Source organism: Alexandriicola marinus (assembly GCF_004000435.1).
Lineage (GTDB): Bacteria > Pseudomonadota > Alphaproteobacteria > Rhodobacterales > Rhodobacteraceae > Alexandriicola > Alexandriicola marinus.
Window position 1 is genome coordinate 299,786 of the sequence record NZ_RBVZ01000001.1, and the last position, 11,569, is coordinate 311,354.

Below are 11,569 nucleotides of genomic sequence, written 5' to 3' on the forward strand. Positions count from 1 at the left end.
CGGATCCGAAAATTTCACAACAAGTCGCTCAGAACGCACACATATTCTGTAAAGACATGAACAGATTTCTTGGTTAATCTGTAAATTAGTTTTTTCGCAGCTGCGGAAAGTGCATGATAAACAACAAGGATTTCCGACCTTGCCGAAACAGCTGACCGGGACCCGGATCCGTGACAGGCGCCTGGCGCGCGGGATGCGACAGGCCGATCTGGCGCGCGAGGCCGGAATCTCGGCCTCCTACCTCAACCTGATCGAACACAACCGCCGCAGAATCGGCGGCAAGGTTCTCAACGATATCGCGCGTCTGCTGGACGTGGACCCGTCGATGCTGGCCGAAGGCGCGGCCGAGACGCTGGTTGCCGACCTCGAGACGGCGGCCCGGTCCGCGCGGGCAGAGATCGACACGGCCGAACCCGCCGTCGATTTTGCCTCGCGCTTTCCGGGCTGGGCGGCCCTTGTCACGGCGCAGGCGGCCCGGATCGACACGCTCGAGGACAGGATCGCGGCGCTCAGCGACCGGATCGCCCATGATCCGCAGTTGGAAACCGCGCTGCACGAAGTGCTTTCGGTCGTGACCTCGATCCGCTCGACCTCGTCCATTCTCGTGGGCAGTGATGGGCTCGACCGCGACTGGGAAACCCGGTTCTACAAGAACATCTTCGACGACAGCCTGCGTCTGGCCGAAAGCAGTCAGGCGCTGGCCGTCTATCTGGAGGCCCCCGAGGGCGGGGGGGCGGCGGGCCTTGGTCCGGCCGAGGAATTCATCGCATGGCTCGACGAGCGGGGCCATCATATCCCCGAGCTTGAACTGCCCGACGCCGATGTCCGGGCCTACATGGACCGGACCGATTGGCCGAGCGAGGCCGTGACCGCCGTCGCGCGCCCCTGGCTCGAAAGATATCGTGACGATGCCCGGGCCCTGCCGCTGGACCATTTTGCGGAGGCCGCCGCCCGCCATCACTGCCATCCCGGCGCATTGGCCGAGGACACCGGCGCGCCGCTTGCCCGCATCATGCGGCGGCTGGCGGCCCTGCCCGAAGCCGCGACGACGGGCCTGCCTGCGATCGGGATCGCCATCTGCGACGGGGCCGGAGCGCTGATCTACCAGAAACCCCTGCCGGGGTTCGAATTGCCGCAAACCGCGCCCGGCTGTCCGCTCCTGCCGCTCTATGGTGCGCTGTCACAGCCCGCGCGTCCGCTGCGGGCGGTGATTTCGCTTCCGGGCGGCTCGGCGCCCCGTTTGTCGGCCTATGCCGTGGCCGAACCGCGCGCTGCCGCGTCCTTTGATGCGCCCCCCGTCATGGAGGCGACGATGCTGGTTCTTGCCGACGCGCCGGCCGCGACGGCGCAGCCCGTCGGGCGCACCTGCCGGATCTGTCCGCGGCCGCGTTGCGCCGCGCGGCGCGAACCGGCGCTGGTGCCGATGACAGGAAGCTAGGACCGGATAAATCAGGCTTTTGACATGGCTCTCTTTTCCCGCGATAAATTCCGCAGGGAGGCGGCTCCGATTTGCTCCGGAGCCGGAAAAGCCATATGCCGGGACGCGTTCTTCTTATCGAGGACGAACCGAATATCATCGAGGCGATCAGTTTCATCCTGACGCGCGATGGTTGGACGGTTCATACACATTCCGACGGGGAGACCGCCGCGGAACGGGTGCGAAGAATGCCGCCCGATCTGGTGATCCTCGATGTGATGCTGCCGGGCCGATCCGGTTATGACATCCTGCGCGATCTGCGTGCCGATCCCGAGACACGGCTGCTGCCGGTCATGATGCTGACGGCGCGGGGCCAGACGAAGGATCGCGAACTGGCCGAGCAGCTGGGCGTCAATCTCTTCATGACCAAGCCGTTCTCCAACGCCGAGATCCTTGAACATGTCCGTTCGCTCGCCGGAACCTGACCGATGAGCGGCCCGGACCCGCGGACCACCTCTCAGTCCCGACGGGCGACCGTCGATGTCGACGCGCCGAACCCGGTTTTCCTTGAACAATCGGGCTATCGTCAGCGACGCCTGCGGGATGCGCTCCGGATGCTGCCGGTCTTCGGGGCCGTCCTGTGGCTGCTGCCGCTGTTCCGATCCGGCCCCGAGGAGGGCAGCGCACCGGGCAACGCGGCGATGCTGATCTATATCTTCGCGGTCTGGAGCAGCCTGATCGTCCTGGCCTGGTTCCTGTCGCGCAGACTGCGGTTCGATACGGATGCCGAAGATCGTGGCGGGGGCCGGCAGCCATGATCAACTTCAACCTTCTGGCCGGGATTTCGCTGGGCTATGTGGCGCTTTTGTTTCTTGTGGCGGCGCTGGCCGAGCGGCGGGCCCTTCGTGCCCCGTCAAGATGGCTGCGCTCTCCGCTGATCTATACGCTGTCGCTGTCGATCTATTGCACGGCCTGGACGTTCTACGGGGCGGTCGGATACGCGGCGCGATCGGGGCTGGAGTATCTGACGATCTACCTGGGGCCCAGCCTCGTCATGCTGGGCTGGTGGTGGATCCTGCGCAAGCTGGTCCGGATCGGGCGCACCCAGCGGATCACGTCGATCGCCGACCTGATCTCGTCACGGTTCGGGAAATCCACCTCGCTGGGCGTTATCGTGACCCTGCTCTGCGTGGTGGGCATCACGCCCTACATCGCGCTTCAGCTCCAGTCGCTGGCCCTGAGCTTCGGCGTCTTTGCCGGGGCGGCCGGGGCCGACTGGGAACGCTCTGATTTCAACTCGGTGGCGCTGTGGGCCGCGGTGGGGCTTACGCTGTTCACCGTGCTGTTCGGGACCCGGAACCTTGATTCGAGCGAACGGCACAACGGCGTCGTGACCGCCATCGCGCTGGAAGCCGTGGTCAAGCTGGCGGCGCTGCTGGCGGTGGGCATCTTTGTGGTCTGGGGGCTGGGCGGAGGCCCCACGGAGGTGATGGACCGGATCGCAGCCTCCGAGATCGGGGTCTGGGACCAATCGGCCGGGCGCTGGATGGGCCTGACCTTCCTCGCCGCGGCGGCATTCCTGTGCCTGCCCCGGATGTTCCATGTTCTCGTGGTGGAAAACAGCAGCGAGCGGCATCTTCTGACGGCAAGCTGGGCCTTCCCGCTGTATGTCCTGTTGATGAGCCTCTTCGTGGTGCCGATCGCGGTCGTGGGCCTTGAGTTGATGCCCGAAGGCGCCAACCCCGATCTCTTCGTGCTGACCGTCCCCTTGTCTCAGGGACAGGAAGGTCTGGCGACGCTGGCGTTTCTCGGCGGGTTTTCCTCGGCCACCTCCATGGTGATCGTGGCGACAATCGCGCTGGCCACGATGGTGTCCAACCATATCGTCCTGCCCCTTTGGCTGAGCAGCCGGCCCGCCGGCGGCGCGATGATGTCGGGCGATGTCCGCGCGATCGTGCTTGTCGCCCGGCGGTTCTCGATCGCGGGTGTGCTGGCGCTGGGCTATATCTATTACTACCTCTCGGGCGGCAGCGGGGCGCTGGCCTCGATCGGGCTGATCGCCTTTGTCGGGCTCGCGCAAATCCTGCCTGCGATGATCGGTGGCATCTTCTGGCGTGGCGCCACCCGGACCGGCGCGGCACTGGGCCTTGTCCTTGGCTTCGTGATCTGGCTCTGGACATTGTTCCTGCCCAGTTTCGGGGAAGGGGCGGTCATGTCGACGCAGGTGATGACCGAAGGGCCCTTCGGCATTGCTTTCCTGCGGCCAGAGGCCCTGTTCGGGACGATGGGGCTCGACCCGATCCTGCATGCGACCTTCTGGTCGCTGTTCCTCAATACCTTTGCCTTCGTTGTCGGATCGCTGGTGTCGTTCCCCACGCCGATCGAAAGGTTGCAGGGCGCGCAGTTCGTCAATGTGTTCGAACATTCGCCCGGCACACCGACGTGGAAACCTGCCGCCGGTCAGGCCGAGGATCTGCTGATCATGTCGCAGCGGATACTGGGTGCGAACGAGGCGCAGGAGGCCTTTGAACGGGCCGCCGTGCTTCAGGGCAAGACCGGCTTTCTGCCCGATGTGACGCCGGAATTCGTGCAATCGCTGGAACGTCAGCTGTCAGGATCGGTTGGTGCCGCCACGGCACATGCCATGGTCAGCCAGGTCACCGAAGGGTCAAGCGTTTCGGTTCAGGACCTGATGGCCGTGGCAGACGAGGCCGCCCAGATCCTCGAATATTCCAGCAAGCTCGAGGCCAAGTCCGACGAGCTGGAACGCACGGCCCGTGCGCTGAGCGATGCCAACGAGAAGCTGACCGCGCTGTCGATCCAGAAAGATGCCTTCCTCAGCCAGATCAGCCACGAATTGCGCACGCCGATGACGTCGATCCGGTCCTTCTCCGAAATCCTGCGGGACGGTGATCTCGATCCCGACGCGCAGGAGCGCTATGCCCAGATCATCCATTCCGAGGCGGAACGGCTGACGCGGCTTCTCGACAATCTGCTGGACCTGACGGTCCTGGAGAACGGCCAGGGCGTCATCAATCGCGAGCAGGGACAGCTGCGCGATCTTCTTGATCGAGCCGTGTCGGCCGCTTGCGGCGAAGGTGACAGGCTCCTGATCCGCCGCGACAGGGCCAGCGAGACGCTTGAGCTGGATACCGATCTTGACCGGCTTGTTCAGGTCTTTATCAACCTGATAGCCAATGCCCTGAAATATTGCGATGCCGAACGGCCCGAACTGAAAATCCAGCTGCGCCGCCTGCGCGGAGCCTATGTGATCGATTTCATCGACAATGGCTCCGGTATCCCCTCCGAAAGCCAGGATGTGATCTTCGAGAAATTCTCCCGGCTGGGCGATCAGGCCCGGGCGGGCGGTGCGGGGCTCGGGCTTGCGATCTGTCGCGAAGTCATGGAGCGGCTGGGTGGCCGGATCGCCTATCTGCCGGCGCAGGGCGGGGCCGCCTTTCGGGTCTGGCTGCCCCAGGCCCAGGCGATGGCCGCCCAATAGAAGCCGGATTAGTCACTCGGTAACCGGTTGGGCCCTAAAGTCCTGTCAGGGCGCTCTCCGGCGCGCAAATCATCCCGGCAGGTCCCCGACATGACGGAAAATCAGGTTCTGCGCCGCCTGCTCAAGGCTGATGGCGCCGAGAAGACGGAAAAACCCGGTCGCATGACGCCGGGTCGCGTCTTGCGCACCTCGATGGCGCGGGCGGCGGATACCTCTGTGGGTCTGTCCCTGACCGTGCTTGGCGTCGCGGATGAAACCGCCAATCTCGAGGAGGCGGTGTCGCGCGCCGGCGAAGAAAGCCTCTTTCTTGCGGTGACCCGGTTTGACGAGACAATCGGTTATGCGGCCCTAGACGGCGAGACGCGCTCGGCGCTCGTCGAGATCCAGACCGTGGGCCGGTTGCGCGAGACAAAGGATGACGCCCGTCCCTTCACGGCCGGGGACGTCGAATTGTGCCGGCCGCTTGTAGATGCCTTTCTAAGGGAAATCAGGTGTCTGGCGGATGATACGCCACTTGAAGGCTGGACAAACGGCGCCTCCAGCGGGCCACGCATGTCGGGTGCGCGGGCGGTCGGACTTGCCCTGTCGGAGGGGCGCTACAGGGTTGTGCGCCTGACGCTGGATTTCGGGGTGGGCGAGCGGGAAGGCACGATCGCTCTGTGCCTTCCGGTGGTGCGCCGCTCATCCGGCCCCGAACCCGAGCCCGCGCCACACGCAGATACCTTCGGGCGGGAGCTGCGTGCAAACGTGATGGATGCGCCCGCGCGCCTTCATGCAGTGCTTCACCGGGCAGAGATGTCGCTTTCGGATGTCGAGGCCTTTCAGGTGGGTCAGGTCCTGCCATTGACCGGGATAACGCTGGCCTCGGTCCGGCTGGAAGGGCCGCGGCAGCGGCTACTGGCCAAAGCGCGGCTTGGTCAGGTGTCGGGGTTGCGGGCCGTTCGGATCGAGCCTGCGCGGGGGGGCGACATGGCCGAGGCCGAGATCGCCGAGGCCTCCCGACCCGCGGTCGCGCCGCTGGATCCGACCGTTAGCGACCCTGAGGAACCGGTGGCACCGAATGCCCGCGCGTAAGCCTCCGGATCGCGAGGGCTGGTCACCGCCGATGGTGTCCAGCACATCCAATCTCGGCAGTAACACGCCTCCGGGGGGCAGGGGCCGGTCGTCGCAATCGGCGGCGTTGCACCGCGGGGGCGACACAATGGCGATGCGATTGCACTGGCCCGTCGCATCCCCTCATCGCGAACTCAGGATCGGTCCGCCGCCTCGAGCATCGGGCGCAGTCTCGACAGATCGTATCCCGCCCGGGACGTGGCCTCGATGATCTCATCGACCGGAAGCGTTCCGGCCTGGCCCAGCGACCACACGATCGAGGACCGGTTTCCCGAGGCGCAATAGGCAAGGACGGGCCCGTCGCTGTCGTCGAGTGCCTGTTTCTGAAGCTCAACCATCGCAGGGTTTAGCCCTGCGTGCGTGACAGGGTTGTCGATGAAGGTCAGCCCTGCGGCCTCTGTCGCGATCCGCAGCGTCTCGGCCTGCAATTCCATGGGCACCTCGTCATCGGGGCGGTTGCAGATCACCGTGCGAAACCCGGCGGCCACGATGTCGGGCAAATCCTCGGGTGCAATCTGGGGGGAGACGGCATAGCTGTCGGTGATCTTGCGGATATCCATCGCATCGCTCCTGTTGCGGGCAGCCGGTCGGCCAGTTGGCACGGGGCGAGGCAAAAAAGGCCCTGTCGCCGCACAGATGTCAACATGGGCGCCGATCCGGACTTGCAAGGCGCGGGGCCACGCCTTCAAATCAGGGCGCGTCTTCGACATTACGCGGCGTGACAACAGGGGGGCAGGGGTGAACGTTCTGGATGATCCGGCGAGGGAGGGGCCCATGGACGACCGGCCGCTGGTCCGGTTTCGGGTAACAGAGAACATCGCGCTGCTCTATCTGGCCAACCCGCCCGGCAACGCCCTGACGGCGCCCCTGCGGCGCGCGCTGTCGGACCGGCTCGACGAGATCGAACGGCGTGACCGGATCGAGGCCATCGTTCTCATGGCGGAAGGCCCGGTCTTTTCCGAAGGCCTGCCCGGTGGTCAGGGTAAGGGCGGGGGCGACGCGCATAGCCTCCGTGCCCTGTGTGGCCGGATCGAAGGGCTCCCCATTCCGTCGGTCGCGGTTCTGAACGGCGGCGCGCTGGGCGGCGGGGCGGACCTTGCGCTGGCCTGTCACATGCGGGTCGCGACGCGAAGCGCGCGGTTGGGTTTCCCCGACATCGCGATCGGCCTGCCGCCGGACGGGGGCGCCACCCAGCGTCTGCCGCGTCTGGCAGGGGCCGATATTGCGCTGAGGCTCTTGCTGACGGGGCGTCCGGTTGCCGGGCAGACCGCGCTGGACTTTGGCCTGATCGACGGGATCATCGAGGGCGACCCGCATTCGGCCGGGTTCGCCACCGCTCGGCGTATCATCGACGAAGGCCTCCGGCCCGTGCCGATCCGGGACAGACGCGACCGGCTGATCGACGGGGCGGCCGCGATGGCCGTGATCGCGCGCGCCCGCGACGCGCTCGGGCCCGCGCCATTGCTCGCGGCCCGCCGGATCACGGATTGCGTTGAGGCAGCACTCTTGCTGCCGTTCGACGCCGGGCTCGACTTCGAGGCCGAGGCCCATGCCGAATGCCACGCGCATTCCGAAAGCCGGGCGATGCGCGCTCTGTTTCTGGCCGAGCGGCGAATATCGCCTATGCTTCTGGTGGCCGATGACGCCGGGCGACGGCATCCTCGCCCCGATGGTCAGATCGTGATCGGGCGGCTTGGTGCGGCGCAAAGGCGGGCGATCGACTGGCTCATGGCCGATGGGGTTCGGGGGGAAGACATCGACGCGGCCTTTGTCACAAGGGGCTTTGCCCGCGGTCCGCTGGGCGCAGGGGGCAGTCCGGGCGCGCCCGTCAAGCCCGAGGTCTGGTCGCGGATCGCTGGTGCCCTTCTGGCCGAAGGCGCGCGACTGATCGAAGAGGGCAAGGTCCGTCGCGCCGGTGATATCGATGCGCTGGCCGTCCATGGCATGGGCTGGCCCCGCCGCCTTGGCGGGCCGATGATCTCGGCGCAGATCGCGGGCCTTGCCGGACAGTTGCGGCGCCTGCGCGACTGGCAGAACGACGATTCCTTGTGGATGCCGTCGACGCCGCTGGTTGAGGCAACGAAAACCGCGGACGGTTTTCCGACCTGATCCGCCGGTCTTGCCTTAACCCAGGATCACGCCGATCACGACCATCATCAGGCCCAGAAACGACAGGAAGAACGCACCTAGGTTGACAGGCAGGATGCGTTTCATCCTCTCGCGCAAGGCCGCGTCATCCAGCCCGGCGCCGCGCGCCCGCGCGACCGAGACAAGGCTCCAGACCACGCCGGCCAGACCCAGCACCGTCACGACCGTTCCGATCCAGACCAGAGTTTCCATGCCCATCCGCCCTCGTTGATTGACAGCCTCCGCCTAGCCGATGCCCGGACCTGTCGCAACACCTTGCGAAGCGGCGGCCCAGTCGCTAGCAGATGCACAAACCTCAGATGCCCCCGAAGGAGTGCCCGATGAACGATGACGTCACGACAACGTCCAGCACAGTCGCCGCGCAGGAATTGCGCCAGTTCATCGAGCGGTTCGAACGGCTGGAAGCCGAGAAGAAGGACATCGCCGACGCTCAGAAGGAAGTCATGGCCGAGGCGAAGGGCCGGGGCTATGACACCAAGGTGATGCGCAAGGTCATCGCGCTGCGCAAGCGCGACGCCGACGACATCGCCGAGGAAGAGGCGGTTCTCGAGATGTACAAGGCTGCGCTGGGTATGTAAGTCGGCGCGTGACGCGCGATCAGGGGGCGATGAAATCGATCCCCGGCATCGTCTCGATCACAGCGATTTCGGCCTCGTAGCCGCGGGTCAGGTCATCGACCAGTTGCGCGTCCCAGCCGGGGAGGTCCACTTCCTCTTCGATCTCGTCGACGATGGCGTATTTGTCGAGGAAGGCCGCGATCACCCGACGCAGCTGGACATCGCTTTGCGGAGGGTGGGTGCGCAGATAGGCCTCGAACCGCTTCATCCCGGCGGGGTTCATGATGGTCGAGAGCAGATCATATTCGCCCGACAACGGCGTCTCCCGGTCGATGCCGATCAGCCGGCGCATGATATCGCCCCAGATCAGGGGTGTATCCTCGTTGCACCAGACCGTCAGGCGGGCCTGCGGCGCCGTCGCAAGGATGCGCCCCAGCACATCTGACCAACGCAGGTGCATGGGGTCGATCCCCCCCATGAATTGTTCAAAGGTCTTGCGTTTCGACTGTTCCCAAAGCGCGGGAATGAAGGTCGCGGGATTGCGCAGTGCCATCCCGATGTGGATCTCGTCTTCGGGAAACAGCAGCGTCAGCGCCCGGATCTTCATCTCGAGCTGGCCATAGAACATGCCCTCTTCGAAGACCCGCACGGGCGGGCAGATGAAGGCGGAATTGCTCATCACAAGGCGCTGGACACCGTCGCCGTCGCAAATCGCATCGATCAGGATGTCGCGCGTTCCTTCGGAGGGCGAGGCACCGGCAAGGTTCTGGATCGTCTCGCGCAACAGGCGCCGGTATTTCGACGGGGAGGGGATGTGGATGCCCCTTGGCTTCATCGTGTCGCTGTTGCGCACAAGGGAGCGGACGAGCTTGTCGCCATCCGTGCAATTGGCCCCGATATGATAGACGATCTGCATCGCGGTAACCTGACGCTCTCTGCCCCTGCGGGCCGGTTTTCGGCCTCTGCATTTGGCACATGACACTACAGCCGGTTTGATGGACAGTAAATCGGGTTTCGGCTAAGGCGAGCCATGTCCGACGCTTTGACTCAGCTTTCGCGCAACATCCAGCGACGTATCCGGCCAGATCCCTGGTCTGTCGGGGCGCTGGTGATCGCTCTTGTCGTGCTGGCTCCGGTAGTCGCGGTGGTCTGGTTCGCCTTCCATCCAACAGAGAACATCTGGCCCCATTTGCTGAGCACCACGCTCCCGCGCTACATGGGCAACACGCTCGTGCTGATGGGTGCGGTCGGGCTGGTGACGGCGATGATCGGGACTGTCACCGCATGGCTCGTGACGATGTATCATTTTCCCGGGCGGTCCTGGCTGCAATGGGCGCTTTTGCTGCCCCTGGCGGTGCCCGCCTATGTGGGCGCCTATGCGCTGGTTGATTTCCTCGAATATGCGGGGCCGGTCCAGACCGGCCTGCGCAATCTGTTCGGGTGGGAGACATCCCGCGATTACTGGTTCCCCCAGATCCGCACGCGCGGCGCGGCGATCGTCGTGCTGTCGGCGGCGCTTTACCCTTATGTCTATCTCCTCGCGCGCGCGGCGTTTCGCGAACAATCCGGTGCGGGATACGAGGTCGCCCGCGCGCTGGGGGTCGGCCCGGTCGGCCGGTTCCTGCGCGTGGGCCTGCCGTTGGCGCGCCCGGCCATCGCCGCAGGCGTGGCCGTCGTCATGATGGAGACGGTCAATGACTTCGGCACGGTCGATTACTTTGCCGTCCAGACCCTGACGACGGGCATCTTTTCGGTCTGGCTTCAGGCGGGCAACCTGGGCGGCGCGGCGCAGATCGCCAGCGTCTTGCTGATCCTGATCGTCGTTCTGGTCACGCTTGAGAAGATAAGCCGTCGTCGCAGCCGGTTCTATTCCAGCGCCCGGTCACGCCGGCCGATCATGATGCAATCGCTGTCGGGCGTCCGGGGCTGGATCGCCTTTGCCGCCTGCGTGCTGCCGTTCGTGGCGGGCTTTGTCGTGCCCGTGGCCGTCCTGCTCAGCCATGCGTTCGAGTCGTCGAACTGGCTGGCGCCGGGCTTGCGCCGCGCGCTTCTGCACACGCTCAGCGTCGGCGGAATCGCGGCCGTCGTGACGGTTCTGGGCGGTTTGTTCATGGTCTATGGCGTGCGCCTCTCCGGGCGGCGGCTTCCGGCCCTGCTGCTGCCCGTGACGGCGATCGGCTATGCGGCGCCGGGCGCGGTTCTGGCGATCGGCATCCTGATCCCGCTGGCCACCATCGACAACCGTCTGGCCGATGCGATCCTGGTCGTAACCGGAACCGATCCGGGCCTGATCCTGACCGGCACGGCCTTCGCGGTGGGCCTGTCCTATGTCGTGCGCTTCTTCGCGATTGCTCAGGGCGCGGCGGATGCCGCCCTGGGCCGCGTCCCGCAAAGCCTGCCACTTGCCGCCCGCTCGCTCGGCCGCACCGCGGGCGGCACCTTGCGCGCCATTCACCTGCCGTTGATCCGGGCGTCGCTGGGGTCGGCCCTCCTGTTGGTCTTCGTGGATTGCGTGAAGGAATTGCCCGCCACGCTCCTCCTGCGGCCCTTCGGCTATGACACACTGGCCACCCGGGTTCACGCCAAGGCAAGCCTCGAGAACATCGCCGACGCCGCCCCCGCGGCCCTGACAATCACGCTCGTCGGACTTGTCGCAGTCGGTTTCCTCGCCCGATCGAACAGGTGAGGCTTGCACAGATCGCACGGCCAAAGTAGATGATCTGCCCAGTGCCCCTATAGCTCAGCTGGTAGAGCAACTGATTTGTAATCAGTAGGTCCGCGGTTCGAGTCCGTGTGGGGGCACCATTCCCAACAGGCAACCCACTATTACCC

General features: G+C 65.5%; 11 protein-coding genes and 1 tRNA gene. 9 read left to right on the forward strand and 3 right to left on the reverse strand.

Annotated elements, in window-relative coordinates; translation table 11 throughout:
- Positions 1–139: 139 nt before the first annotated feature.
- The 5 genes from EP376_RS01505 to EP376_RS01525 all read left to right on the forward strand — a co-directional run bounded on the left by EP376_RS01505 (position 140) and on the right by EP376_RS01525 (position 5,993).
- Positions 140–1,438 carry a helix-turn-helix domain-containing protein gene (locus tag EP376_RS01505; protein ID WP_127653769.1) on the forward strand — a complete coding sequence of 433 codons (1,299 nt, stop codon included), beginning with the start codon at positions 140–142 and terminating at the stop codon, positions 1,436–1,438.
- 95 nt (positions 1,439–1,533) lie between these two features.
- Positions 1,534–1,902: a response regulator transcription factor gene (locus tag EP376_RS01510; protein WP_127653770.1), complete on the forward strand. Its 369-nt coding sequence runs from the start codon at positions 1,534–1,536 to the stop codon at positions 1,900–1,902.
- Positions 1,903–1,905: 3 nt separating this feature from the next.
- The gene (locus EP376_RS01515; RefSeq protein ID WP_238928546.1) at positions 1,906–2,235 is read left to right on the forward strand and encodes a hypothetical protein; all 330 of its coding nucleotides are present in this window, start codon (positions 1,906–1,908) and stop codon (positions 2,233–2,235) included.
- Positions 2,232–4,919 carry an ATP-binding protein gene (locus EP376_RS01520; RefSeq protein ID WP_127653771.1) on the forward strand — a complete coding sequence of 896 codons (2,688 nt, stop codon included), beginning with the start codon at positions 2,232–2,234 and terminating at the stop codon, positions 4,917–4,919. Before EP376_RS01515 ends, EP376_RS01520 begins: the two co-directional genes overlap by 4 nt.
- Positions 4,920–5,009: 90 nt before the next feature.
- Positions 5,010–5,993, forward strand: coding sequence for a FliM/FliN family flagellar motor switch protein (locus EP376_RS01525; protein WP_127653772.1), 984 nt, complete (start codon positions 5,010–5,012; stop codon positions 5,991–5,993).
- A gap of 173 nt (positions 5,994–6,166) precedes the next feature.
- Here EP376_RS01525 and EP376_RS01530 read toward each other — a convergent pair whose 3' ends face one another.
- Positions 6,167–6,592 carry a protein tyrosine phosphatase family protein gene (locus EP376_RS01530; protein WP_127653773.1) on the reverse strand — a complete coding sequence of 142 codons (426 nt, stop codon included), beginning with the start codon at positions 6,590–6,592 and terminating at the stop codon, positions 6,167–6,169.
- 214 nt (positions 6,593–6,806) lie between these two features.
- Between EP376_RS01530 and EP376_RS01535 the strand changes: the two genes are divergently transcribed.
- Complete coding sequence (locus EP376_RS01535; RefSeq protein WP_164744836.1) at positions 6,807–8,141, forward strand: enoyl-CoA hydratase/isomerase family protein; 1,335 nt, start codon at positions 6,807–6,809, stop codon at positions 8,139–8,141.
- Positions 8,142–8,156: 15 nt separating this feature from the next.
- Here the strand turns inward: EP376_RS01535 and EP376_RS01540 are convergent, their stop codons facing one another.
- Complete coding sequence (locus tag EP376_RS01540; RefSeq protein WP_127653775.1) at positions 8,157–8,372, reverse strand: hypothetical protein; 216 nt, start codon at positions 8,370–8,372, stop codon at positions 8,157–8,159.
- 128 nt (positions 8,373–8,500) lie between these two features.
- On the opposite strand from EP376_RS01540, the gene EP376_RS01545 reads away from it, so the two are divergent.
- Positions 8,501–8,758, forward strand: a complete 258-nt coding sequence (locus EP376_RS01545; RefSeq protein ID WP_127653776.1) for a DUF2312 domain-containing protein — start codon at positions 8,501–8,503, stop codon at positions 8,756–8,758.
- A 19-nt stretch (positions 8,759–8,777) separates the two neighbouring features.
- Here the strand turns inward: EP376_RS01545 and EP376_RS01550 are convergent, their stop codons facing one another.
- Positions 8,778–9,653: a hypothetical protein gene (locus tag EP376_RS01550; protein WP_127653777.1), complete on the reverse strand. Its 876-nt coding sequence runs from the start codon at positions 9,651–9,653 to the stop codon at positions 8,778–8,780.
- Positions 9,654–9,767: 114 nt separating this feature from the next.
- Between EP376_RS01550 and EP376_RS01555 the strand changes: the two genes are divergently transcribed.
- Positions 9,768–11,423 carry an ABC transporter permease gene (locus tag EP376_RS01555; RefSeq protein WP_127653778.1) on the forward strand — a complete coding sequence of 552 codons (1,656 nt, stop codon included), beginning with the start codon at positions 9,768–9,770 and terminating at the stop codon, positions 11,421–11,423.
- A 43-nt stretch (positions 11,424–11,466) separates the two neighbouring features.
- Positions 11,467–11,542 (forward strand) — tRNA-Thr (locus EP376_RS01560).
- The last annotated feature ends 27 nt before the right edge of the window (positions 11,543–11,569 follow it).